Annotated in this window: 22 protein-coding genes; 11 read left to right on the top strand and 11 right to left on the bottom strand. The window is 52.9% G+C overall.

Annotated features, from left to right (window positions below; genetic code table 11):
- Positions 1-195: 195 nt before the first annotated feature.
- The 5 genes from ACAW75_RS07925 to ACAW75_RS07905 all read left to right on the top strand — a co-directional run bounded on the left by ACAW75_RS07925 (position 196) and on the right by ACAW75_RS07905 (position 6,602).
- Positions 196-789, top strand: a complete 594-nt coding sequence (locus ACAW75_RS07925) for a 1-acyl-sn-glycerol-3-phosphate acyltransferase (protein ID WP_370728156.1) — start codon at positions 196-198, stop codon at positions 787-789.
- Between the two features lie 130 nt (positions 790-919).
- Positions 920-2,200, top strand: a complete 1,281-nt coding sequence (locus ACAW75_RS07920) for a hypothetical protein (RefSeq protein ID WP_370728155.1) — start codon at positions 920-922, stop codon at positions 2,198-2,200.
- A gap of 33 nt (positions 2,201-2,233) precedes the next feature.
- Entirely contained in the window at positions 2,234-3,094 is an 861-nt protein-coding gene (locus ACAW75_RS07915) for a hypothetical protein (RefSeq protein ID WP_370728154.1), read from the top strand.
- A 61-nt stretch (positions 3,095-3,155) separates the two neighbouring features.
- The gene (locus ACAW75_RS07910; RefSeq protein WP_370728153.1) at positions 3,156-4,163 is read left to right on the top strand and encodes a PP2C family protein-serine/threonine phosphatase; all 1,008 of its coding nucleotides are present in this window, start codon (positions 3,156-3,158) and stop codon (positions 4,161-4,163) included.
- A 114-nt stretch (positions 4,164-4,277) separates the two neighbouring features.
- Positions 4,278-6,602, top strand: coding sequence for a serine/threonine-protein kinase (locus ACAW75_RS07905; protein WP_370728152.1), 2,325 nt, complete (start codon positions 4,278-4,280; stop codon positions 6,600-6,602).
- Here ACAW75_RS07905 and lpxB read toward each other — a convergent pair whose 3' ends face one another.
- Both lpxB and ACAW75_RS07895 read right to left on the bottom strand, forming a co-directional pair.
- Positions 6,603-7,730, bottom strand: coding sequence for a lipid-A-disaccharide synthase (gene lpxB, locus ACAW75_RS07900; RefSeq protein ID WP_370728151.1), 1,128 nt, complete (start codon positions 7,728-7,730; stop codon positions 6,603-6,605).
- 86 nt (positions 7,731-7,816) lie between these two features.
- Positions 7,817-8,233: a 6-pyruvoyl trahydropterin synthase family protein gene (locus tag ACAW75_RS07895; RefSeq protein ID WP_370728150.1), complete on the bottom strand. Its 417-nt coding sequence runs from the start codon at positions 8,231-8,233 to the stop codon at positions 7,817-7,819.
- A 371-nt stretch (positions 8,234-8,604) separates the two neighbouring features.
- Between ACAW75_RS07895 and rfaD the strand changes: the two genes are divergently transcribed.
- Positions 8,605-9,570, top strand: coding sequence for an ADP-glyceromanno-heptose 6-epimerase (gene rfaD, locus ACAW75_RS07890; protein WP_370728149.1), 966 nt, complete (start codon positions 8,605-8,607; stop codon positions 9,568-9,570).
- Positions 9,571-9,601: 31 nt separating this feature from the next.
- On the opposite strand, the gene ACAW75_RS07885 is transcribed toward rfaD, so the two are convergent.
- Entirely contained in the window at positions 9,602-11,125 is a 1,524-nt protein-coding gene (locus tag ACAW75_RS07885; protein WP_370728533.1) for a S8 family serine peptidase, read from the bottom strand.
- 138 nt (positions 11,126-11,263) lie between these two features.
- Here ACAW75_RS07885 and ACAW75_RS07880 point away from each other — a divergent pair, with 138 nt between their 5' ends.
- Entirely contained in the window at positions 11,264-12,559 is a 1,296-nt protein-coding gene (locus tag ACAW75_RS07880; protein ID WP_370728148.1) for an aminopeptidase P family protein, read from the top strand.
- A 79-nt stretch (positions 12,560-12,638) separates the two neighbouring features.
- Here the strand turns inward: ACAW75_RS07880 and ACAW75_RS07875 are convergent, their stop codons facing one another.
- Positions 12,639-13,253, bottom strand: a complete 615-nt coding sequence (locus ACAW75_RS07875; protein ID WP_370728532.1) for a TetR/AcrR family transcriptional regulator — start codon at positions 13,251-13,253, stop codon at positions 12,639-12,641.
- Between the two features lie 396 nt (positions 13,254-13,649).
- On the opposite strand from ACAW75_RS07875, the gene ACAW75_RS07870 reads away from it, so the two are divergent.
- Positions 13,650-14,858 (top strand): saccharopine dehydrogenase family protein, encoded by a 1,209-nt coding sequence (locus ACAW75_RS07870; RefSeq protein WP_370728147.1) that lies wholly within the window; start codon positions 13,650-13,652, stop codon positions 14,856-14,858.
- A gap of 98 nt (positions 14,859-14,956) precedes the next feature.
- Here the strand turns inward: ACAW75_RS07870 and ACAW75_RS07865 are convergent, their stop codons facing one another.
- Together ACAW75_RS07865 and ACAW75_RS07860 are read right to left on the bottom strand one after the other, a co-directional pair.
- A complete protein-coding gene (locus ACAW75_RS07865; RefSeq protein ID WP_370728146.1) occupies positions 14,957-15,739 on the bottom strand; it encodes an SDR family NAD(P)-dependent oxidoreductase in 783 nt (260 codons plus the stop codon).
- 94 nt (positions 15,740-15,833) lie between these two features.
- A complete protein-coding gene (locus tag ACAW75_RS07860; RefSeq protein ID WP_370728145.1) occupies positions 15,834-17,564 on the bottom strand; it encodes an IlvD/Edd family dehydratase in 1,731 nt (576 codons plus the stop codon).
- Positions 17,565-17,715: 151 nt separating this feature from the next.
- Between ACAW75_RS07860 and murI the strand changes: the two genes are divergently transcribed.
- From murI to ACAW75_RS07845, 3 genes are all read left to right on the top strand, one after another.
- Positions 17,716-18,552 (top strand): glutamate racemase, encoded by an 837-nt coding sequence (murI, locus tag ACAW75_RS07855; RefSeq protein WP_370728531.1) that lies wholly within the window; start codon positions 17,716-17,718, stop codon positions 18,550-18,552.
- Positions 18,553-18,702: 150 nt separating this feature from the next.
- Positions 18,703-19,725 (top strand): thioredoxin-disulfide reductase, encoded by a 1,023-nt coding sequence (trxB, locus tag ACAW75_RS07850; RefSeq protein WP_370728144.1) that lies wholly within the window; start codon positions 18,703-18,705, stop codon positions 19,723-19,725.
- Between the two features lie 106 nt (positions 19,726-19,831).
- The gene (locus ACAW75_RS07845) at positions 19,832-20,890 is read left to right on the top strand and encodes a peptidoglycan DD-metalloendopeptidase family protein (RefSeq protein ID WP_370728143.1); all 1,059 of its coding nucleotides are present in this window, start codon (positions 19,832-19,834) and stop codon (positions 20,888-20,890) included.
- A gap of 104 nt (positions 20,891-20,994) precedes the next feature.
- Here ACAW75_RS07845 and ACAW75_RS07840 read toward each other — a convergent pair whose 3' ends face one another.
- From ACAW75_RS07840 to ACAW75_RS07820, 5 genes are all read right to left on the bottom strand, one after another.
- Positions 20,995-21,348 (bottom strand): heavy-metal-associated domain-containing protein, encoded by a 354-nt coding sequence (locus tag ACAW75_RS07840; RefSeq protein WP_370728142.1) that lies wholly within the window; start codon positions 21,346-21,348, stop codon positions 20,995-20,997.
- Positions 21,349-21,423: 75 nt separating this feature from the next.
- The gene (locus tag ACAW75_RS07835; RefSeq protein WP_441656233.1) at positions 21,424-21,882 is read right to left on the bottom strand and encodes a four-helix bundle copper-binding protein; all 459 of its coding nucleotides are present in this window, start codon (positions 21,880-21,882) and stop codon (positions 21,424-21,426) included.
- Positions 21,883-21,931: 49 nt separating this feature from the next.
- Positions 21,932-22,714 carry a heavy-metal-associated domain-containing protein gene (locus tag ACAW75_RS07830; RefSeq protein ID WP_370728141.1) on the bottom strand — a complete coding sequence of 261 codons (783 nt, stop codon included), beginning with the start codon at positions 22,712-22,714 and terminating at the stop codon, positions 21,932-21,934.
- 122 nt (positions 22,715-22,836) lie between these two features.
- Complete coding sequence (locus tag ACAW75_RS07825) at positions 22,837-23,400, bottom strand: AraC family transcriptional regulator (RefSeq protein WP_370728140.1); 564 nt, start codon at positions 23,398-23,400, stop codon at positions 22,837-22,839.
- Complete coding sequence (locus ACAW75_RS07820; protein WP_370728139.1) at positions 23,397-25,619, bottom strand: TonB-dependent receptor; 2,223 nt, start codon at positions 25,617-25,619, stop codon at positions 23,397-23,399. Before ACAW75_RS07820 ends, ACAW75_RS07825 begins: the two co-directional genes overlap by 4 nt.
- Positions 25,620-25,652: the final 33 nt, after the last annotated feature.

The following is a 25,652-nucleotide window of genomic DNA, read 5'->3' as shown; positions in this document are numbered from 1 at the left end:
TCTACCATTGGTACGCTGATTTTCTACGCTGTATTACTCATTGCATCCTTTATCACGGGCCGTTGGCTGGTGAGCAAAGAGCGGAATTATTAGTATAGTTCAATGGTTTAGTGTCTATCGTACAATATCCGGCCTGGCTTGGGGTGCTGTACGATAGACACTATTTTTTTGGACAACCGTAAACGTTTACTTCGTATGCTTGGTGCGCTGCTTACCTGGATCTATCACCGCCTGGGCTGGAAAATCGTTGGGCCCAGACCAACCGTACCGAAAGCGCTTTGGGTTGTTGTTCCCCACAGCACCAACTGGGATTTTCCGCTTGGCCTCTGGATTCGCCACGAGCTACGTACCTACATCGGGTATCTCGCTAAAAGCTCGCTGTTTACCTGGTACGGCGGCTGGTTTTTTCGCGCATTAGGTGGCACTCCCGTGTACCGGAGCAAGGCCAACAACCTGGTGGAGGCTGTAGCCGAGACGTTTAATCGCCATGATACACTCCACGTATGTATCACGCCTGAAGGCACTCGTAGCGATGTTAGTAAGCTAAAGATGGGATTTTATTATATGGCGCAAAAAGCCAATATCCCCCTGGTTCTGGTCGGGTTCGACTGGTCGCGGAAAACCATTTTTATAAGCGATCCTATCTACGTAACGGGTGATTATCAGCGTGATATGCTTCCTTTCTACGAATTCTTTGCTGACTTTTCCTCACCGCATAAAACGTGGTTGTCTGATTGGATAGAAACCGGCGAAATTCCGGCTCCGTTAGCTGTTTCTGCCATTAAGTAGCAGACCTATTTCGTCCACATAGTTATTATTGGCTAAATTCGTTCAGATGGAATGGAAGGCGCAATCAATTCTATACCGAATGTAATAGATTGCGGTGCTCCTGTCCATAACCTATTCTGCTACGCGAGCCATGCTGCCTAAACTGGAACACTACCCTGTAAACTGGGTAGACGGGATGAAAATAGCCCGTAAGCACTTCACCGACTTTGAGCATTTTGTCAGTGATCATCTGCGCGATACCAGCGCCGTAGCGCTGACAAACTATAATTATGGCTTACTGTCGTCCGATTCGCCCCCCTTTGGTATTCAGGTAATTACAGACCGGACCCAGAACGTACGGGTACAGCTTACGCACTGCCGGGCCGTGACAGGAGCAGGATGCCGTATCGAAATAGTCAACCAGCAGGTTGAGTTGGCAACGAGCCTGCAGGCTATTTTAGATAAGTACAACATGCCTCCCGCCGAGGAGCTACAGTTCCTCATTGTGCTGTCGGTTGATCTGTATGTGCGGCAGCCAATTGGCGAACCTGCCAACAATGAACCCTTTCCGCGGCCTCCGTTCACCGTACCGACGTACACGTTGACAATTGTGCCGAGCAATCAGCAGGAAAGCGATCGAAAAACCGCGTATTCGTCGGCGGCTCAGAATGGCGTTCTTGTCGCCACACCACCTTATCCGTCAGCTTCATTTGAATCGCACCACCTGGTTGTCGGACAGTTGCTGGCTAAAAACGGTATGCTGAGTAAAGACGAAGCGTTTATTCCAGCCTGTGCCGCCATTAGTGCACACGATCAACTGCTTGCCTGGACCGAAAAGCTGAATAAAACACTGGCTGAAGTACAACGTGATGCCTATCAGATTGTGGCCAAAGTAGTTCGTAAACGCCGGACAGAACAGGCCTACAGAGCCGGGCCACTGGCCGAACAGATTCGGATTTTAGCCGAGCACATTGCGGGAAGTCTGGATGATGCCTTGAATCATCTTCAGTTTGGCGGGCGCGAACAGTCGCCGATGGAATACATCAGGTACGTTACCCGTGCTACACGGCTGCTGAAAACTACGCTCGATTGCCTCTGTGAAGAAGATAAAAATTCACCGTCGCTGGGGCGCGAACTGGTACTGCCTTATTTCCAGAGCTGGACAAATATTGAGCCTGCTACAGTAGAAACGGCCATTAACGACGTCATTACCAAGCAGTATCGACATGGGCAATTGCAGCACCACTTGCCCCTGATCGATCGGTGCTGGGAGTACATCCGGCTCATCTTCCGTCGTATGACAGAGTTAGAGTATATTGGTCAGGAGAATACCGATTATGATTTCGACACGCAACGCCGGTCGACACACCGGGCAGACCGACCAGCCGATGGGGTGAATGACCCGTTTGGTGGCGGCTATAGTTTTCAGTAAATTTTCGTAACGACCTCATCATTAATTAAACGTATGGATCCTATCAACAAGGCAGAGCGAAGTGCTTCCCTGTTCAACTTTGTACTGGTTTATTTATTGATCACAGCTGTACCTGTTGGCATTACGTACCAGCTGGCTAAAAAATCGGGTGGCAGCAGCCTCAACCAGAAGGCGGTCAGCGAGCAACAGTCACTGGCCGCTGAAATGACCGCACTACAATCGTATGTGAAGAAAATGGACGAAATTGATAAGACTCGTCCCGCCGAAAATGCATCTGACGAAACCTGGAATTCGTGGTTGCAGGAGGCCGAAAAACAGAACAGTGAGTTTAAAAGCAGGGTCGATATCTTCCAGCGGAACAATCGATTCACCGGCGCCCGGTTAACCATGCGCGACAATGCCTGTTCGTATCTGTACAGACTGAGCACCGAACGGCGGAACTACTTATCAAAACGGGCGGCCCTCCTCGACCGGCGTGACGATTCGGATGCCCTGGGACAGGCAGAGCAGGAAAAAAAAGAGTTGGAGGATAAAGTTGACAATTTAAAGGCACAGAACGATCAGCTCGTCATTGCGTCGAATGCCGCTATGGCGGCAGCAAACCGAGGTGGCGGGGGTGGAGGCGGTGGCGGCGCCGAGACTGGTCAGCTTAAAGCAGAGATTGAGGCGTTGAAGGATCAGATAGCCTACAATGCTGCGGTTGCTAAAAAAGAAAAAGCCGATGTACTGAGTTTTGGTAATGATGTAACAAAGCGGCGGCAGCTTTACACCCAGTCGAGACAGAGTCTGGAGAAGATTACACTGGAACGGAAGTTTGATCCTCGGCTGAAGCAGCAGGCCGAGGAGAAGCTGGATGAGATTGACCGCACGTTACTTGCATTGAACAGCAAGTAATCATTAGTGAAACGCCTGATAGTGAACAACGTATACGAAAACCGGCAAGCATTTTCAGCGTATGAATCGAGTGCTATCCATATATCCCCCAGTAGGATTCACGAGGCAGGGGCGTCGCGATAACAACGAAGATTATGTAGTGCCAGCTGTGGGTAAAGCCACGCCGACAGACCGCCTTTTCGTGGTCTGTGATGGTGTGGGCGGCGCTCAGCGTGGTGAACTGGCTAGCTTGCTGGCCGGAGAAACCATTGTTTCGTATACCCGTCAGCATCCTGGCCTTCAAATAGACTCCTCGTTTGTTCGCGCCGCGTTACTGGCCGTTGAAGAAGCGTTTGACCGGGCCATTGCTGATGAAACTGACGCCAATCTGTTAGGCATGTCAACAACGTTGACCCTGCTTAGCTTACACGAGCAGGGCGTTACCATTGCGCATATCGGCGATAGCCGGGTTTACCACATTAGGGATGGACAAATTCTCCACCAAACAGATGACCATTCATTGGTAAACGAACTGGTACGGGCCGGTCAGCTATCGCCCGACGAAGTGGCTACGCATCCGCGCCGAAATGTGATTACCCGGGCCATTCAGGGAAGCGAGCATCCAACGCAGGCTACCGTTTACGTGACGCAGGATCTGGCCCCCGACGATTATTTTTTCCTGTGTACGGACGGTGTTCTGGAGAGCATCTCGAACACGGACCTGACGCAAATTTTACTAAGCCACACCCTGAACGACCGCCAGAAAGTAGAACTGATCCTCGATAGCTGTGCCGAGCAATCGCGCGATAATTATTCGGGCTATCTCGTTCGGGTGGCGGAAACAGCCCCAATTGAACAATCTATCCTGTCCGATGAGGTGATGCCAGTGGTATCACCTCAGGTTCAGCTTGAAACGGCTCCAGTGCTGGCTGAACCGAGCCTAACTCCATTGACCGAGCCAATGCCCGAACCCGTGGAGGGGGCAGCAGAAGCCACGCCCGACTCTTTTCAGTTCACGATGGATGATGACGAGGAGGCCCGCTGGCGGCAACAGGAAAATAAAACATGGATCCAGCGCTTATTTTCGTAGACCAGTTGACCTGACCAGCCAGGTACGTTAAGAGGTGATGGTTCATCTGTTAACCCGGAAAGATGCCTGGCTCACACAGAATTATTGTCAGTCGTTTGTTGATTTAGCACCACCGTGGAATACCGCAAGCAGCAATTTCTCACCTACGATGAGTTCACCCGGCAATTTGCCTGCGATTATGCTATGCCCCTGGCAAGAGGCGGTCATGGGGAAATTTATCGTGGCGTTGATCTGGAGACCAACGAAGAAGTAGCCATTAAGCGCCGACTCTATAGTGTTGACGATAACGCACTAACCTTAGAAAAAGAATACGCCAACACCCAGGCCGTGCCCGTCAACCGCTTTGTTGTACGCTACCTGTATTATGGCCGGTACGCTACCCCATTCGGTACGTACGAATTTCTGGTGATGCGCTTTTACCGCGACGGGAACCTGACCAGCACGGCTTTATCCTGGAGCAGCTTGTCAAACCTGCAACAGCAGCGGTTCGTCAGTGAGTTTCTGCTGGGCTTGTCGCACCTGCATACCCACGGCATTGTGCATCGGGACATTAAACCGGAGAATGTGTTGCTGGTTCGATACAGCGATTCGGAAGGCATTGCGTTCCGACCAGTCATCGTTGATTTTGGCATCAGTAAGATGATGACCGATTATCCCGAAGCAGCGCGGGCGTTTGTTCAAAACAGTATGCGGATCGGTACCGTAACCTACATGGCCCCCGAGCAGTTGCATACGGAAAATATCGATTACAACGCCGACCTCTGGTCGTTTGGCATTATCCTGTATGAATTAATTACCGGTAAGCACATGATTGCCCGGAAGTCGTTTCCCGAAACGCAACGCGAAGAGGCGTATTCGTTTTGGAAACTGGCCAACGAAGAGCGTTTTCCCGACGATCTGCAGGCGATTCCGCAGCCTTATCAGCAAATGGTTCGCAAGTGCTTGATCGTCAGCTCGGAAGAGCGCATTCAATCGGCTCGGGCATTGCTGGACCTACTTGAACTGCAACCACGAATTATTGACGCCGAAAAGGCTTTCCGCAGTCAACAATGGGATGGTGTAATCGAAGCCCTCGATCCAATTATCGACAAGGCAGATATACCCGAGTTGACCGTTTGGCTGCAACAGGCCCGTATGCAGTCGGCATTGGCGCAACCTATTGAGTTGCTGGTTGAGGCACCTTCACCAACGCACGCTGATGGCCTGGTTGATGACGAGCCAATCGAGGAGGGGGACAGAAACCCGGAACTGGTAGCCAACGTACCTACCGAGCCTGACAAGCAGCAGGAACCTGTAGGCGTACCGTATCTAGACCAGACAGAACTTCTCGAAGAACCCGCTGAACCACTCTTTAACCGGAAACGCACGGTCACTACCGACGAGGTTGTGGTTGACGAAGCACCTGAAAAGGAGCAACCGGGGGGCAGTCTGGAAACAACACGAGACCAGGACCTGTCTACCTCCGATACCCTCACCGAAGAAGATACTGCCGGGCAGGCGACGCTTGCTACTACCCTGAAGGAGGCAGTTGTGGATTTGCCAATGACCGATGCCCGCGTTGACGAATTGCCTGAGGAGGAGGTCACGACTGAAACGGCTTCCGAGCCTGACACGGGTGAATTAACCGAAGCTTTTTCTGACGAGCCTATCGCTGACCAGCCGTCGCCTGTTAAGGCTTCCGCCACAGAGAGGGTTGAGGCTTCAGTTGCTGATTCAACAGAAGTGAACGTACCTGAATCAACTGACCAGTCGAATGAACCAGTAGTTGAACACGCCGCCCAACCGGCCTATATACCAGAAACGGAAACATTTACCGATATGTCGGCACAAACCGCAGCGGGTAATGGTGGGCAGCCAACACAACTGGTCGACATACCTTCGTTCGTTGCACCTGACCAAGCGGCCTATGAGCCCTTGCGGGAGGCGCCAACCAGCGGCCGCCTGCAGAAGGTGCTTGATGGATTTAGTGTGGAGCGGGTGCGTCAACGGGCTGGTGAGCTATATAGTGCCGCTAAAATGTCGAAAAACCGTCCCCTGCTCATTGGCGGGGGCGTAGCCGTGGTCTTGTTACTTCTGTTTGCGATAGATCCGGAAGGCCCGGGTACGGGCACTGTCGTGCAGTTAGATCCAAACGAATCATACGAAACATCCCTGAAGCGGTTCCAGACTTATTCGAGAACATATGAAAAAACTGGAAATCTGGACCCATACGTCTGGGCCTTTGTGCACTGCAATCCAACTTACGATGATAGTCTGGTTCAATCGGCAGTACGCCGGGCCGAAGCCGTACTGGCACAGAACCAGCTCCTGTTTCCCGACTACGAAGGAAATATCGCCGGCCTTAAGCGGCTGGAAATGAGATATATGCTCAAGGATAAAATTGGCTGGGAAGTTCGTCCGCACAATTTGTCGGATGAGAATTGTTTGCCTAAAAAATAATCAGCCAGCCAGCATCTGACGTAGCGCGCTTACCATCTCGGCACCGGTGCGTTCAGAAGCGCCCGGCGCCCCCATACGTTGTTGTAGGTCAACGTACCCAGCCAAAACTTCTTCCCGGCGGTTACCTTCAGGCAAAACGGCTCGCAATTCATCGGCCGTGCGGGCAGGTGTCAGGTCGTCCTGGATCAGTTCGGTAACCAGTGGTCGATCAACAATCAGGTTCACCAGCGAGATGTAGGGAACAGCAATGACCCTTTTTGCGATGGCGTAGCTAAGCCAGGAGGTTCGGTAGCAAACCACCTGCGGAATGTTCAGCAAAGCTGTTTCAAGCGTGGCCGTTCCTGAGGTAACCAAAGCTGCGGTAGCTGCCTGGAGCAGGTCATAGGCGGCGTCGGAGACCCGTTCCACATCCGGAAAATCGTGCAGCAGACGATCGTAAAGCGTATCGGGCAGATTGCTGACTGTACCAACTGCAAACCGGTAAGCAGGAAACTGGCGCGTGGTTTCCAGCATGATGGGCAGCATGGCGGTGATTTCCTGCCGACGGCTACCGGGCAGCAGAGCAACCAACGGCTTACCTGAATGACTTCGTAACCGAGCGGCCAGTGCTGCATTGGGCTGGTGGTTGGCCAGCGCGTCGAGCAGTGGATTGCCAACGTAGGTTACGTCGTAGTTGTACTGGTCGAAGAATGTCTTCTCGAATGGCAGAATCACGAAAAGCCGGTCTACATTGGCTTTGATGCCCAGCGCCCGCCGCTGATTCCACGCCCATACTTTAGGCGAGATGTAATAAAAGACCCGAATACCCCGTTTTTTCGCCCATTTGGCCATGCGCAGATTGAAGCCAGCATAGTCGATCAGGATAAGCACATCGGGATGATGATGCAAGATATCAGCCTGACACTCGCGCATTAATCGACGGATGGTACCCAGGTTTTTGGCAACCTCCCAAAACCCCATAAAGGCCAGTTCCCGGTAATGCCTGACAAGCGTTGCGCCAGCGGCCTCCATCTGCTCGCCACCCCAGGCACGTACCTGAGCAACGGTATCGTTTTGCCGGATCGCACGAATCAGATTCGCTCCGTGCAGGTCACCGGAGCGTTCGCCCGCTATTACATAATACGTCATCAGGGATTATTTATGGGGATCAGGTGGTCATTCGCCTCGATCAAAGGGGCCACGATACGCGCAACGGATCGCCCAATCACCATGGTCTACTCGCCATAATAATCGACAAAATTCCGCTCGGTTTCGTACAGACGGATTTGATGGAGGCGGGCTTCAGTAAGCGGCGACAGCGCCCGATCGAGCAGGCGCCAGATCTCCATCACCAGAATTTCGCAACTGGCCATTTTCCCCTGCATAAAGGGCACATCCAGGTTAATATTTTTGTGATCCAGTTGATCGATGATCTCTCGCCTGATGACATCACCCAACACTTTCAGGTCAACGACAAAGCCAGTATCCGGGTCGGGTTCGCCTTTTACCGTGACAATCAATTCGAAGTTATGCCCGTGCCAGTTGTGGTTGGCGCAGGGCCCAAAGACCTCTTTATTACGCTCCTCAGACCAGTTGGGGTTGAATAACCGATGGGCAGCGTTGAAATGTTCTTTTCGACTAATGTATACCATTGCATCTGGTTAGTTTACGGCGGTTACCAGATAACGCCGACTGATTAGGCTGCAAAAGTACATCTTTTTGGGCGATGACGATAAAGTACAACCAGACGGGCCGTTGCATGGGTTATAAGAAACGCTCTGAAAGTGATCAGCCAAGCCTAATGTAGATCCTGTTGGGAAAACCGATAAACCGAGCACGCTAGGATCCTTCGGGCTGTTAGAGGACGCTCGCTGGGTGGCTATCCTTTGAATAGTACTATTTTTTAAAAGAATACGTTATAGTTTCCTCTTCTGAAAGCCCGTACCTTTACAAACCTATTTCAGGATTTGTTCGATCAGTATTTGGTATTACACATAGGTTAGACGTTTAACAGAAGTTTTCTATGATTATTGTGACGGGGGCTGCCGGTTTTATAGGCAGTTGTTTGATTGATAAGTTAAACGCGGAAAACTTCAATTATATCATCGCTGTCGATGACTTCTCGAACCCCGACAAGAAGCCTAATCTCGCTGGTAAACAGATACAGGAATTCGTTGAGCGCGAACAGTTTTTCGACTGGCTCGATGCCAACTACCAGGAAATAGAGTTCCTGTTTCATATCGGTGCCCGAACCGACACGACTGAATTCGACTACGCGATTTTCGACCACCTGAATGTAGCTTATTCAAAAAAAATCTGGGAAAAATGTATCGACTACCAGATTCCGCTGGTCTACGCCTCCTCGGCGGCCACTTATGGGCTGGGAGAATGTGGGTACGACGATAATGAGTCGCTCATTCCGCAGCTGAAGCCATTAAACCCCTATGGAGAGTCGAAGAACGATTTCGATATCTGGGCATTGGCGCAGGAACGGAAGCCCTTTTTCTGGGCGGGCCTCAAATTCTTTAACGTATACGGACCCAACGAATACCATAAGGGGCGGATGGCCTCCGTTATTTTCCATGCCTACCACCAGATAGGAAAAACAGGGGGCATGAAGCTATTCCGGTCGCATAATCCCGACTTTGCCGACGGTGGCCAGATGCGTGACTTCGTCTACGTCAAAGATGTCGTTGATGTCTGCCTGTTCCTGATGCATCACCGCCGCAACTCTGGCATCTATAACCTGGGCAGTGGCATAGCCCGCACCTTTCTGGATCTGGCCAATGCGACTTTTGCTGCCATGCACCGTGAACCGCAGATCGAGTTTATCGATACCCCCGTCGATATTCGTGACAAGTATCAGTACTACACGCAGGCCAATATGAGTAAACTCCGTTCAATTGGTTACGAGCGGTCGTTTCATACCCTCGAAGGAGGCATCACCGACTACGTACAGACGTACCTTCAACACGAAAAGTACCTGTAGGCTTTGGCTATAGCCTGCCCGCGCAGCGAGACTACCAGGCAACCTCGATCACTTCATTTTTTAAATCGACCGTCGTAAACTGTTCACCAGACTGGCGGTGCAGGGTCAATAGGCCCTTGTTTACCCGAACAGCTTCCTGTTGCACTACGTGGGTAGCGTCTTTCTTTCGAAAAATTGAGACCGTTGTTTCGGTGGTGGGCAGCGTCAGCACGATTTTAGAGCCGGAGGCCTTCACTTGCCTGGCTGTTTCGGGCAGCGGCTGGCCACGCAGCAGCGCCAATGCCCGCGATGCCTGTGGCACACCATAACCTACATAATTATTGCCGTACGGGTAGAGGTGAGACGATTTTTCGATGATGTCCCGTAACTGCCGATTTGTAAGCTTTGGATTGGCCTGCATCAGGCAAGCGGCGAAGCCGGTAATAACGGGAGCAGCCAGCGAGGTACCATACAACGAGAAGCAGGAAACATTGGGCTTCAGGTACGTCAGGTTTTCAGGACCGATGCTGCTGTATCCGATACGGTTCCAAAGCCGTGAATTAGTCGCACCAACAGCAATAACGCCCTCTGCGTCGGCAGGTGTGCTCACAATGCGCCAGTTGCGATCATCTCCTTCATTGCCTGCCGACACGATGATGAGCATTCCTTTTTTGTCAGTGGCCAGCTGAGCCGCCCGACTGATCAGGCTGGTGTGGCCGTCCATCTGGGCAGGCTGGTAGTTTTCCGCCGGGTTACTAAAGCCTTTAGCGTAGCCAAGGGAGGTGTTGACCAGCCGCACGCCCAGACTATCCAGCCACTCGATAGCCTGCACCCAGTTGTCTTCTTCGCCCCGAAACTCACGGTTACCTGCATCCGTACGCGCCAGATAAAATGTGGCATCGTAGCCAAGTCCCAACTGTAGATTCCCTACTGGATCGTAACCGGCAATGGCGGCCAGTACTTCGGTACCGTGCGTGTCTGACATCGTTTCCAGCGTTCGGAATAAATTATTCTGCGTCGTGGGTCTATTAACGTAGTCGCGTACCTGGCGGAAACCACCGCGTACGGTGATCGGCTTCAACACATTGACCGAATCGGCGCCAAAAAAGCCGGCATCGATCACACCGACCTGTACGAAACGACCCGTCAGGTTCTCGGTTGCGAAGGCCGCCGCCTGAATCTGCGACATGACCGGCGCCAGTTTTGTTCGCTCAATGGAACGGGTTGATCGGGTCGCAACGGTAACAGACCGATCAACGGGACGCACCTCGCTAACAAACGGTAACCGACTGACCTGTTCGCGCTGGGTCGGCGTAAGCACCGCTGAAACAGCATTGAGCCAGCGCGATCGACATTGTACCTGAATGCCAAGTTGGGTGAGTTGAGCCAGGTAGGCGGCTGCAATAGGCCGGTCAGTATCATCGATGGGCAACTGGAGCGCCGCCCGGTTGATCAGGGCCTGCGGCGAAAGCGAGGGGGCGTCAGTTACCTGCTTGCTGGTCAGTAAGATCCAGCAGGTTTGTGACTGGGCTTGTGCTGACGTACCCAGCAACAGAAGCAGAAGTAAATGAGTTATTCGCACAATTTTTGTCGAGTAAGGTTGCGGTTTTGGGATGTAAGGCGGAAGTTGCGGTCTGAACGTACCCAGAACTGATGCGCCTGCTAAAGGCAACGGTAGGGCTTGTTCGTACACCTCAACTGGTAAACTTGTTTTATGCGCTATTCGCCCATCAACAACACACTTTTCAGCCAAAATCGTCAACGACTGGCCCAATTACTGCCCGAGAAGGCCATAGCTGTGCTGAATGCCAACGATATAATGCCTACCAATGCGGACGGTAGCATGCCGTTCCGGCAAAATAACGACTTATTTTACCTCACTGGTGTTGATCAGGAAGAATCGCGGCTCGTTCTGTTTCCCCAGCATCCCAACCCTGCGTTCAGAGAGGCGCTTTTTCTGCGCGAAACCAGCGAACTCATTGAAATATGGGAAGGGCATAAGCTGACTAAAGCTGAGGCAGAGCAGGTGTCGGGCATTCCGCAAAAACAGATCTACTGGATGAGCCAGTTCGAAAACATCTTTACGCAGCTGATTTTTGAGGCCGACCAGGTTTTCCTGAATTCAAACGAACATACCCGCAATGGGCTATCGGTACAAACGCAGGACGACCGCTACGTAGCCCATGTTAAACGGACCTATCCACTACACAAATTAGGCAGGCTCGCTCCGCTGATGCATCAACTTCGGGCCATTAAATCGCCCATCGAAGTAGCCTTGCTCCAACGTGCCTGCGATATAACGGACGGAATGTTCCGTCGGTTGCTCAAATTCGTCAAGCCGGGCGTGTGGGAGTATGAAATCGAGGCTGAAATGATGCATGAATTCCTGCGGAACCGGTCGCGGGGAGCAGCGTATACGCCCATTATTGCCGCGGGTAAAAATTCCTGTGTGCTTCACTACATTGAGAATTCGGCGCAATGCCAGGCGGGGGACGTGCTCCTGCTCGACCTGGGTGCCGAATATGCCAACTACAACGCCGACATGACCCGTACTATTCCTATCAGCGGCCGCTTCACCCCTCGCCAGCGCGCCGTCTACGAGGCGGTGCTGCGCGTGATGAAGGAAGCGCAGGCCATGCTGGTGACGGGAAACGTTTGGGACGAATACCACCGCGAAGTGGGCAAGGTGATGGAGGCCGAATTGATTGGTCTTGGGTTATTGGACCGGCAGGAAGTAGCCAGGCAGGACCCTGATTCGCCATTGTATAAAAAGTATTTCATGCACGGGACATCCCATTTTTTAGGTCTCGATGTGCACGATGTCGGCAATAAATACCGCCGCTTCGAACCTGGTATGGTGTTCACCTGCGAACCGGGAATCTATATCCGTGAGGAAGGGATCGGGATACGGCTGGAAAACAACATCCTGATCACCGAATCGGGCAATGTCGACCTGATGGCCAACATCCCGCTGGCAGCAGATGAGATCGAAACGCTCATGAACGAATAAAAAATGGGGTAGTAAGCGACGCCTGTTGTGCCACTTACTACCCCAGTTATGTTTTGTGTTGTGTAGGAACTACAGTCAGTTAGCGCGAGGGAGTCGTTTCCTGCGCGTTCAGCGCATGGCTCAGGCTGCTGAATATACGCCGAACGGCCGTTTCAATTCGCTCCCAGCCCTCGTCGGTACTCACGTCGATATCGACCACTTTATTGCTGTTATCGCTAACCAGACTTAGGTACGTTACACCCCCTAACACAATGGCTGTCAACGCCGTTGGATCGTAGGCGGGAAAAGGGGCCAGCTTATCGATTATTTTTTTGTACGATTCATTGCGGAAAGTGGACAGGCGCCGGGCCAGTTCCGTTTCGCTATTCTGCATCTCCCAACGGATCAGCTCCTGCGATGACTTGCGGCTTCTAAACTCGCGGGCAACTTTAATGACGTATTCAGACCAGATTTTACTGCGCTCTTCTGATCCCGGATTCGACGGAACGGTGTCGAGAAAACGGTCATTGAACATCGACAGAAAAAAGCCGCGTTGGACATAAGCTTCTAAAAGGCCGTTCCAGCCGCCGAAATATCGATAAATCAAGACTTTGTTCACGCCTGCCTTCTCAGCAACAGCATTGATGCCTGCCTTCTTGGTACCTTTTTCGGCCATCACATCACCCATGGCGCGTAGAATGCGCTCCATAGTCATGGCCCTGTTACGTCTTTTTACTTGCTTCATAGTCACTCAGATTTATGGATGATTACTCAATAAAGACTCCGTTTTACAGCAAAGCTGTACAATTAGCTGCATGTTACCAAGTGGTAACCTTAAAAATTAATTCAGCTTTAAGTCGTTTCTTCTTAAACAGGTGTAGATTCTGAGCTAATTCCAGATCATTTTAGTTGATTGATTATCAACTTTTTCACCTTTTAGTGTCCAAATTGGCCTTGGCTTTTACAATCCTTAAAATTGAAAAACGATTTCAACGATTGCTAGTAACTTTTATCTCACGGACATTTGGCAGGAGAAGAATCGTTTCGACCCGAGTACCGATCTATGTATCTTTGCGGCCTGTAGTTTTCTTGACAAACAATCATACCTAATATGGCCAATGTGCTGATTATTGGAGCCGGGGGAGTAGGCAGCGTGGTAGCCCACAAATGTGCGCTGAACGCAGCTGTGTTTACCTCCATCACGCTCGCCAGTCGCACCAAATCAAAATGTGACAAAATTGCCGATGAGATCAAAGCCATGCATGGCGTGGCGATAACCACGGCGCAGGTCGATGCCGACGTTGTTGCTGATGTAGTGGAGCTGATCAGGCAGGTTAAGCCGTTTCTGGTCATCAATGTAGCATTACCCTACCAGGACCTACCGATTATGGATGCCTGCCTGGCTACTAAAACGCACTACATGGACACGGCGAATTATGAGCCCAAAGAGGTCGCTAAATTTGAGTACAGCTGGCAGTGGGCGTATAAACAGCGCTTTGAAGAGGCCGGTATCATGGCTCTGTTAGGATGCGGGTTCGATCCGGGCGCTACCCAGGTGTTTACCGCCTATGCCGCCAAGCATCAGTTCGATGAGATGCATTACCTGGATATCATCGACTGTAACGCGGGAAACCACGGCAAAGCCTTTGCTACCAACTTCAACCCCGAGATCAACATTCGGGAGATCACGCAGCCGGGGCGCTACTGGGAAAATGGCGAGTGGATCGAGATTCCGGCCATGAGTATCCATAAGTCAATCGACTACCCGGCAATTGGCCCCAAAGAGTCGTATGTCCTCTACCATGAAGAACTGGAATCGCTCGTTAAGAATTTCCCGACGTTGAAACGGGCCCGCTTCTGGATGACGTTTGGCCAGGCCTACCTGACGCACCTGGAAGTGCTGCAAAATGTAGGCATGACGCGCATCGATCCGGTCAAGTTTCAGGGAATGGATGTTATTCCGCTCGAATTCCTGAAGGCCGTATTGCCCGCACCTGATTCACTCGGTGAGAACTATACGGGCCAGACCAGCATTGGTTGCCAGATAAAAGGTATCAAAAATGGGCAGGACAAAACCTATTACATCTGGAATAATTGCGACCACGCCGAAACCTACAAAGAGGTACGTGGTCAGGCAGTGAGCTATACAACGGGCGTTCCGGCCATGATCGGTGCCCTGTTGCTGGTAACGGGTGTCTGGCTGAAGCCCGGTGTCTGGAACTGTGAAGAACTTGATCCCGATCCGTTTATTGAGCAGATGAACAAGCAGGGACTACCCGTTCAGGATGCCGTGAACGTAGCTCTACCACACGAATACTAAGAAGTTTACGGTTTGCTGTTCACTGTTTTCAGTTGCGCTGCCACTGGAAGGACATTTTACTAAGTAGCGCAACTGAAAACAGCAAACTGTAAACTTTCTCATACCGGCGGCACCCCTACTGCCGTCCAGCCGCCATCGATGGTAAGGGTTTGCCCGGTAATGTGGCTGGCTTGCGGAGAAACCAGAAATAAGATAGAAGCTGCAATATCGTCTACTGTGGCCGGTCGACCCATTGGCGTAATGCGCGACCAGCTGGGAATATAGGCAGGGTCATCGGTGGTTCGTTCAGTCAGCGTTGCGCCTGGTGCCACTGCATTGATGGTGATGCCGTGCGGCGACAGGTCGATAACAGCCTGACGCGCCAGCATCTGCAAGCCAGCCTTTGTCATGCTGTAGACAGGCAGGCCGGGATGACCCAGCTGCCCCACAACCGACGACATCAGCACAATTCGTCCGGCTATTCTGTCTGCATTTTTTCCCTGCTCCCGCATCCGGGCGGCGGCGGCCTGAATCAGAAAGAATGTGCCACGCAGGTTTAGGCTCACGATCGTGTCGAAAGCCTCAGGCGTTGTGGTGAACAGGTCACCAAAAACGGTGATTCCCGCATTCGCGATGGCGATGTCGAGACGGCCGAACGTACTGACTGCCGTATCGACCAGCTGCCGGATAAAAGAAACATCAGCCGCATTGCCAGGACAAGCGACACACGACCCACCTGCTGCCCGAATCGAAACGGCTGCCTGCTCGGCCAGTGTCGTGTCAAAATCATTCAGGAGCACATTTGCACCTAGTCGGGCCAGATGGCGAGCCGTAGCGAAGCCAATGCCTTGCCCTGCTCCGGTGATAAGAACAGTCTGATGTTGAAAGGTATTGCTGGTCACTTTTTTTAATGTTTACCGGTCAGGGGAGAAGGCCAATGGATCAATCGCCAGACTGTGGAACGTACCTGGCTATCGATGTGGCCTGCCTGTTTTTTTAATGAGAATCCCGCTTAACCACACTGCCAGAACTACCCCGCAGGAAATCGAAATCGGCCCCCTCGTGTGCCTGCGTCACGTGGCGGATAAACATGTTCACATACCCACGCTCGTAGCCAAGTTCGAGGGGTTTGAAACTGGCTAAACGCAAGGCCAGTTCCTCATCAGACACATGCAGGTGCAGACTCCGGTTAGGTACGTCGAGCGTAATCAGGTCGCCATTCTGAACCAGCGCCAGGTTGCCGCCTACCGCCGATTCGGGTGAGACGTGCAGCACCACCGTTCCAAAGCCGGTACCGCTCATCCTGCCGTCGGAGATACGCACCATATCGTGGACGCCCTGTTCCAGTATTTTGGCTGGTAGCGTCATGTTGCCTACCTCGGGCATACCAGGGTAACCGCGTGGCCCCACATTTTTCAGCACCAGCACGCAGCCGGCATCCAGCGGGAACGCACCTGCCGAAAGATCAGGATCGTCGATGCGTTTTTTGTAATCATCGATGTCTTCGAAGACAACCGCCCTGCCGGTGTGCTGCATCAGTTCCGGCGTGGCGGCCGACGGTTTGATTACCGCCCCATTCGGACACAGATTGCCCCGGAGTACGGCAATACCTGAATTCGGTTTAAACGGTTCGGCGAGCGTGGCAATAACGGCCGGGTCATAGCAGCGTGCTTCGGCGCAGTTCTCGCCCAGTGTTTTACCATTTACCGTCAAGGCATCGGCATGCAGGTGGGGGAGTAGTTCACGAATCAGTGCTGGCAGGCCACCGGCATAAAAGAGATCTTCCACGAAGTGCTCACCAGAAGGTTGCAAATTCGCCAGCAGCGGAATCTGCGCCGACAGCCGGTCGAAATCATCCAGCGTCAACTGAACGTCATCACCCAGCGCACCCAGCCGACCCGCAATGGCCATCAGGTGTAAAATAAAATTGGTCGAACCGCCCAATGCTGCGTTGATCATGATGGCGTTCTCAAAGGCCTGGCGGGTTAGAAGTTTTGAGGGCGTCAGTCCCTCGCGCACCAGTTCAACCGACCGCACACCACTCATGTGGGCCAGCACTTTCCGGCGCGAATCAGCAGCGGGAATCGTTGCATTGTCGGGTAATGACAGGCCCAGGCTTTCGACCATCGCCGCCATGGTGCTGGCCGTACCCATCACCGCACAATGCCCCTGGCTACGGGCCATGCTGGCTTCGGCGGCGATAAATTCTGCCTGGCTCATGTTGCCCATCTTATAGTCTTCGGCAAACCGCCAGAGGTCAGACGTACCTATTTTACGCCCCTGAAAACGGCCCGCCAGCATGGGCCCGCCCGACACGACCATCGTGGGAATATCAACGGAGCAGGCACCCATCACCAGCGAAGGTGTGGTTTTGTCGCAGCCACAGAGCAGAATGACGCCATCGATGGAGTTGCCCCGGATGCTTTCTTCCACGTCCATGCTGGCCAGGTTTCGGAAAAGCATAGCCGTGGGCTTGATCTGGCATTCACCCAGCGACATCACCGGAAATTCGAGCGGGAAACCGCCTGCTTCCCATACGCCGCGCTTCACGGCCTCGGCCAGTTCGCGAAAATGGGCATTACAGGGCGTTAGCTCCGACCAGGTGTTACAGATACCAATGACAGGCTTGCCTTCAAATTCGTGGTGCGGAAAGCCTTGATTTTTCATCCAGGCGCGGTAAATGAAGCCGTCTTTGCCGGTCCGGCCAAACCATTCTTGTGAACGCATTATTTAGTCTGGAAAGTCGTTTTTGAAAAAGTACAAAGTCATGAAAGCCGTTTCTTTGTCAGGCAATGAGCGCTGATTGGTCTCGAAACCTTTACCCATAAGCTGATTTTTCAGACTTTGTACTCGAACTTAAACGACTTTCTAGACTTTGATTCATCAACCTATCGGTGTCTTCGATTCTGGCTACGGCGGTTTGACCGTTCTTCGCGAGCTGGTCAAGGCCCTGCCCGACTACGATTACCTCTACCTTGGCGATAATGCCCGTACGCCCTACGGTACCCGATCTTTCGAGACCGTGTATGAGTATACGCTCGAGTGTGTCACGTACCTGTTTGAGCAGGGGTGCCGGTTGGTGGTGGTGGCCTGTAACACGGCTTCTGCCAAAGCCCTGCGCAATATTCAGCAACTCGATTTGCCGCGGCTTTACCCTGGTCCAGGTACGTTGCCCACTCGCCGGGTACTGGGTGTGATCCGCCCTACGGCCGAAATCATCGGGCAGTATTCGCAGACCGGCCACGTTGGCATTCTGGCCACCAACGGTACCGTCACGTCGGAGTCGTATCTGGTAGAAATCGGGAAATTTTTCCCGGAATTGACCATCACTCAGGAGGCGTGTCCAATGTGGGTGCCCCTCATCGAAAACGGCGAGTCGACCCGGCCGGGGGCTGATTATTTCGTGAAACAGCACCTTGACCGGATAGTGGCTCGCGACCCACAAATCGATACGGTGCTGCTAGCCTGTACGCACTACCCATTGCTGTTGCCTAAACTGCACGCCCATTTGCCTGCGACAGTCCGACCCATCAGCCAGGGACCAATTGTAGCCCAAAGCCTGATCGACTACTTACAGCGTCACCCTGAGCTAGCCGAACAGTGTAGCCGACAGGGCAGGCGACAATTCCTGACAACTGATTCTCCCGCCGAATTCAGCCGCCAGGCAAGCGTGTTTTGGGGCGAGGCTGTGACCGCCGGAAAAGTCACTTTCTAATAGGCCTACTGGATCGAGTTGGTTCGTAGACTAGTAGACTTGGCTTTGTAGCGAAATTTTTTGACCTTTGCACGTGTTCTCTACTTACCGGTCAATTAACCAAATACGCGTTTAATGGCCTGTTTTTATAGGAACACTTCTGCATTTTATATGACTCCCGAACACGTTCATTGTCTGATTATTGGCTCTGGCCCGGCTGGCTACACGGCTGCTATCTATGCGTCTCGCGCTAACCTGAAACCCGTACTGTATCAGGGCGGCCAACCAGGTGGACAACTGACGATTACGACTGAAGTAGATAATTTCCCCGGTTATCCAGAAGGCGTACAGGGCCCGCAGATGATGCAGGACCTGGAAACGCAGGCCCGGCGTTTTGGTACCGATGTCCGCTACGGGCTGGTGACCAAAGTTGAATTTGTTGAAAACCCCGGTCCCGGTCGTCCCCATCGCGTATGGGTTGATGATACCCATGAACTGACGGCCGACAGTGTTATTATCTCAACGGGTGCATCGGCTAAATGGCTGGGTTTGCCCTCTGAAATGCGGCTAAACGGCCATGGCGTATCAGCCTGTGCCGTCTGTGACGGTTTCTTTTTCCGGAATCAGGACGTAGCCATCGTGGGCGCCGGTGACACAGCTGCCGAAGAGGCTAGCTACCTGTCTAATCTGTGCCGGAAAGTCTACATGATCGTCCGTCGTGGCGAAATGCGGGCGTCGCGGTTCATGCAGGCCCGTATCAAGGCGAAAGAAAATATCGAGATCCTGTGGCACACCGATACCCTCGAAATTTTGGGCGATAATGGCGTGACAGGGGCCCGGTTGAAGAATACGCAAACAGGTGAAGAACACGTTATTGACGTGACTGGCTTCTTTGTGGCGATCGGTCATAAACCCAATACTGACATTTTCAAAGGCTACGTAACGCTCGACGACCACGGCTATATTCAGACCGAGAAAGGAAGTACGCGCACGAACGTACCTGGTGTGTTTGCCTGTGGCGATGCGCAGGACAACATTTACCGGCAGGCCATTACGGCGGCGGGTACGGGTTGTATGGCGGCGCTCGATGCCGAACGGTACCTGGTTACCCTGGACATGCAGGAAGGGCCTAAATCGGCAAACGGAACCACCGCTGGTGTCGATCTGGCAATCAGCGAACCGGTTATAAGCTAACCTACTAGACACGAAAGAAACCATAAACGCAGACAACCCGGCCGCTACAGCCCCACCTACAGCCCCGTTGCCTGCGTTTATGGTTTCTTTCATTTTTTATCGTTGAATGAAAAAAACAGTATTTACCTGGCTATTAGCCGTTGGAAGTCTGTACGCGACCGTAACCGCACAGGCACAGGAAAGGGGGCGTTTTAAAAACGATACGAAGTTTACGCCGAAAACAAAAAACAACGCACCCACGCCTACCCCCCAAAAGGTAGAGGATGTGTTCGAACAGGAGTCGACCCAGCTTCGGTTCAACAGCCAGTTTGAACCAAAGAAGGAGCTGAACCCGGTCGTCAGTGAAGACACCAGTAGCATCGATCAGGGCGAAATCACGGTCAATGAAGTGATCGACTCGATGCAGGTGGGCGACGAATGGGTGAAAATTGCCGATTACTACGCCGTTTGGGACTCGCGCAGTATTGATCCCTACAATATTGATCCCCGTGACTTCGATCAGGTTGTTGACCTGAAACTATACGATCCTAAAGCCAACCATTACTGGTCGGCGCCCCTCGATCAGGGACTATTAACCTCTCAGTTTGGCTTTCGTTGGGGGCGCTGGCATACTGGCGTCGACCTGGATCTGGATACGGGCGATCCGGTGTACTCTGCGTTTGACGGCATTGTCCGGGTGGTTGGCTGGGATGGTAATGGCTATGGCCGTTTTGTGCTGATTCGCCATTACAATGGTCTCGAAACACTGTACGGCCATCTGTCTAAACAACTGGTTACTGATGGCCAACTGATCAAGGCAGGTGATCAGATCGGTCTGGGTGGCAGCACCGGCCGTAGCTCTGGGCCGCATCTGCACTTCGAAACGCGGTATGAAGGCAATCCCTTTGCCCCGATCAATATTTACAGCTTTCCGGCCAACACGATTATTTCTGACCACTTCCTGCTGACCCCCTCCGTTTGGGATCACCTGCGGGGCGGTAGCCGGTCGTCGGAACTGTCATTCAAACCAAAGTTCAAGCGTACTGTACTGCACAAGGTACGTTCTGGCGAGACGCTCTCGTCAATTGCCAGTCGTTACGGTCTGTCGCTGAGCAAGCTGGCCGAACGCAATCACATGTCTTCACGGTCACGCCTGCGCGCCGGTCAGAAGCTGCGGGTAAATTAGAGGGAAAGGAGAAACGGAGGAAAGGGAGGAAGGAGGAAAGGGAGCTGCCGCTAGCGTATTCAAGCGGCAGCTCCCTTTCCTCCTTCCTCCGTTTCTCCTTTCCCTCAATGGTGCGCCATGCCGCCTTTTTTGCAGCAGCTGGGCAGCTTATCGTACCCTTTGGGGTCGGCCGCTACTTCATCGGCATCATAACCGGTCTTGGTAATATTCGCTTTTAGCTTCGTGACGTCGGTTTTGGCGGGATTGTATTTAATCGTCACCACTTTAGAATCAACATCCAGTACGGCCTCCTTTACGCCTTTTTCAAAAGCGAGATTCTTTTCAATCCGGGCTTTGCACATCTCGCAGATTGCCGACGTCTTAATTTTTACTTCTTTGTCTTTATCGTCGGCGGCGAGTAGGGCTGTTCCGCCCAGGGTTAGCGCCATCAGGCTGCTCAGAAATAGGTTGCGGTTCATCGTAATCGGTTTTACGGTATGAAAGTAGGTAAATAGTTGGTTGGCTGGTTGTATAGCGACTTAACAAACAGCGGCTTACATCTGGTTCGCCATGGCGCGGCATTCCGCTGCACACCGGCGGCAGGCTTCAGCACAAGCCTTACAATGGGCATGGTGATCCGCGTGTTTTTCGCATTCTGTGGCGCAAGCTTCGCAAACGTCGGCACAAAGTTGCATGTATTGCTGCATGAATTGAGAGCCACGTGCTTCGAGCCTTCCACAGAGGGTACAGATGTCGGCGCAGTCACGACATAGTTTGATGCAGGCAGTCATGTTGTGATGCTGGCTGTCCTGGTCGCCCATTTCCAGGCAGGCGGTGGCGCAACGTTCGCAGGCTTCGGCACACTCAAAACAGGTGTCGGTGTGGTTTTGGGCGTGAGTCATGTCAGTCATAACGGGTATTGGGTTTATAGTTTGTACTATGTTCAAGCGAGTTAACCATAGGGTATAGAGCCGACTAGCCAGCAGGGCTGGATTGATTGCACCCGTTTTCATGGGGTCGTTGCGCAATACATAAGGGCACTAAGACCAGACAGCCTGAAAACTACAGTGCGCCCAGCATGAGGGCCGCCATCCCGATCATCAGGCTGTCTTCAATGATGGTAACGGTTGTCATGGGCAGGTTGAAGACGGACCCCAGACAGGCACAGCGGATTTTACGTTTGTCCAGCACGCTTTGCACAACGCCAACCAGGCTGACGCTCATGACAACCAGCGTTACCCAGTTGGTCAGCACCGGATTGAAGCCGGTCAGGTAGGCAGCGCCGAGGGCTAGCTCAAGGAAGGGATAGACGTACCCGTAGCCGGGAATTGCTTTTGCCACAATATCGTACATGCGGTAGCTACTGGCAAAACCCTTGACGTCAAGCAGTTTAAAGAAGGAAAAAATTAGAAAGAAGCCCGCCATGAACGTACCCATCGCCCGCATGCCATCGAACGTACCCAGGCGCAATTCGATCAGGGCAGTTACGCCGAGAATAAAGGCCAGGATGATCAGGAGCGGCTTGTAGGTGGTTACCGACGGCTCGGCCAGCGATTCGGCTGTAGCCGCCACCGAAGCGGTCATCACATCGATTTTCTGTGGCTGATGACTCGTGCCCATGGTGTTGATCACCTGCACTTCATCGGTCAGCGAATAGGCCCCTGCTTGGCGCACTGCTGTATCGAGTACTGCCGTGTCGATGGGGTGGGCCATGCTGACGATCGCTTCCGGTGGCGTCAGCGAAACAGCCGCCTTCTTAACGCCCTCCACGTCCTGAAGGGCTTCCTGCACGCGCTCAACGCAGGAGACGCAGTGCATACCATTGAGTTTATAGGTATGAATCATGGTTATGCTTGTCTGGAGCTGACGGTCGGGGTAAAGACATTGATCAGCGAAACAAAGGTATGGGGTACGTTTGACCGGAGTTTTACAGAATTCCGGCCCTGACTTACATCTTTTTGGCCTGATCAGAGCGTGTCGAGCGTCTGCCGGCCCGCAGGCACTTTACGAAACCGGGCGGGTGTACTGCCCACAATGGACCTGAACTGGTTACTGAAATGGGGTACGCTGCTGTAGCCCAAGTCGAAGGCAATGTCGGCGATACGCCTCTCTCCGTACTGTAACAATTCTTTTGCCCGTTCGATCTTTTGCAGGATTAAAAACCGCTCGATGGTTGTTCCTGTCTGCGCCGAAAAAAGCTGACTCAGATAAGAATAGTCATAGCCCAGTTTGTAGCTCAGAAAATCAGACATGTTCTGGTAGTCTGGCCGTTGGTGAACGTGGTGTACCTCGTTGATCAGCAGGCCTTTGATTTGTTCGGCGAGGCTAGTTTTTGGATCATCGATCAGGTCGAAACCCTCGGCCTGCAAGGTCGTCCGTATGGTCTCCTGGCTTACTTTGTCGGGCCATTGCAGTACCTCTACCCGGCCCAGCTCAACCGCCCCGACTGTGAGCCCCAGCTGAACAAGGTCGCGGGCAACTGCCCGTCGGCAGCGGTCGCAAACCATACCTTTTATGAGCAGTTCGGTCATGGTTCAATCGTGAATCGGAAGCCGGCGTACACCATCGCTCCGGTTATAGGTCCCCAGTTTTGCCCGGCGGCGTCGAAATTAGTGCCGAATGGATCAGCCGCGCCGATGATCGGGTTTGGCTGCCGGTAATTGGTCAGGTTCTCGCCGCCCAGGTAGACCTGCCAGCTGCGGAAACTGCGCGTCAGCTGGGCGTTGAGGTTGACGAAGGAGGGCGAATAATACCAGACCATCGACGAGTAGGTGGAGTGGGTATGCGTTTCGTCGGCATCGGGCAGGCGTTTCGGGCCGTTCCATTGCAAGGTGACATCAAATTTCCACTTGTCGTAGGGCAGGGCATACGCGGCATTTAGCAAGACCCGATCGCGGCTAACCATCATGCGGGGCATGAGCACATTTTCGCCCAGCGGCGCACCCATACTTTGCCGGGCATCAAACAGGCGGTAGGCCGCCTTGACCTCGGTCCGTTTGAAGGGAGAAACGGTCAACTCCGCCTGGAAGCTGTTGGCGTATGACCTTCCTGACAGGTTATAAAACAGCAAACTGCGTGGCTGATCGGCATCAACGATCAACTGATTCTGGAAATCAGTTCGGCTGGCATCGATCACAAGCGTAGCCTTTTTACCAAATAGCAGGAATTCGTTGGTGATGCCTGCGGTATATGTCCAGGCAATCTCGGGCCGCACGTTCTGATTTAGAAACACCCCCCGCGCTGATACCAGGTAGCCATAATTTTCGGCAATCTGATTCGGAACGCGCCAGCCCCGCCCGGCCGAGGCACGAAGCGTCAACTGGCCATGAATATGGTATTTCAGGTGGAGCCGGGGCGTCCATTGCAGACCATACAGATTGTGGGCATCCAGGCGGTTACCAATCACCAGCGCGAAGCGTTCCGGGTACGTATAAGTGTACTCCAAAAAGGCGCCGGGTACCGACTCAAACCGGTCGAGGGGTTGGGCTACGTACCGTTCGTGGTAATTGTCGAGCAGGTAACTGACGCCTGTTTTGATCGTATTGTTAGTCGTACCGATGATTGTCTGGTAGATCAGGTTGCCGTATACCGACTGCTGGTTGCCCGTATAAGGTCGGAGCCCGAAGCTCGATTCCTGGTTGTGCCAGGTGGCGCTCAGAATAAGCCCCAGGCCTCGATAAGGCTGATCGGGAAACAGACGGGCCGTTTTGCTGAATACCTCGGTGCGCCGGGTCGTGTTCGTAAAGCCGTACCGGTAAGCCCCCGCGCTGCTCAGCTGCCCTCCGTCCCGATCTTCCGACAGGGCTTTGACGCCAAACTGGGTCATCCAGCGTTCCGAGCTGTACTTGGCCCGCATCACACCATTGTACTGCGTATACAGGGGCAGATCCCGAAACTGATCGCCATTACCGTCCAGTTCATGGCGCAAGGCACTGACGTGGCCCAACGCACCGATACTCCATTTGTCGGAAAGGGCCTGCGAATAATTGACGTTACCTTCAACCCGCCCGAAGGCATTGACGTACCCGTTGAGTAGTACGTTGGGCATTTTGGTTTCGGCACGGTACTCTGGCTTGCGAAGCTCTACGTTCATCTGCCCGCTCATCGCCTCGTAGCCATTGACAACCGAGCCCGCACCTTTACCGATGTCGATGCTGGTGATCCAGGTGCCCGGAATATAGTTGAGCCCAAAGGTGGTGGCCAGGCCCCGAATCGTAGGTACGTTCTCAACGTTTGTCTGTACATACTGACCGCCCAGGCCAAGAAACTGGATTTGCTTAGCACCCGTCACGGCATCGGCGTAGGACACACTCACCGATGCGTTGGTCTCAAAGCTTTCGGAGAGGTTGCAACAGGCTGCCTTGGCCAGTGTCCGCTGGGTCAGCACCTCCGTCTGGATCGGATTCAGCCGGTCGATCTGCGTATTGCCCGCCGTTACAACTACCTCATTCAGTTGCTGAGTGGCCTTGAGCGTGACCGTCAACGGCACCGAAAAGTTGTTGACGACCAACGTATCTGGCTGGTAACCTACATAGCTAACAACGAGTCGATTGGTTGTACCAGTCGTGTCGATCGAGAAGGTGCCACTGGAGTCGGCAGCCGTGACGTAGATACCGCCCGACCAATAGACCGCCGCGCCGGGAAGGGGTATGGGTTGTCCTTTTTCGATGGCTTGTATCCGCCCCGTTATTTTTTGTGCCTGCCCAATGAATGGCAGGCATAAAAGACTGATGATGAAAAGGGTATGCATGATTTTGTCTGACAGGATAAACACCAAAAGCCT

The organism is Fibrella arboris, from assembly GCF_041321095.1.
GTDB lineage: Bacteria > Bacteroidota > Bacteroidia > Cytophagales > Spirosomataceae > Fibrella > Fibrella arboris.
Note: the sequence above shows the minus strand (reverse complement) of the source record. Positions and strands in the feature narration are given on the sequence as shown.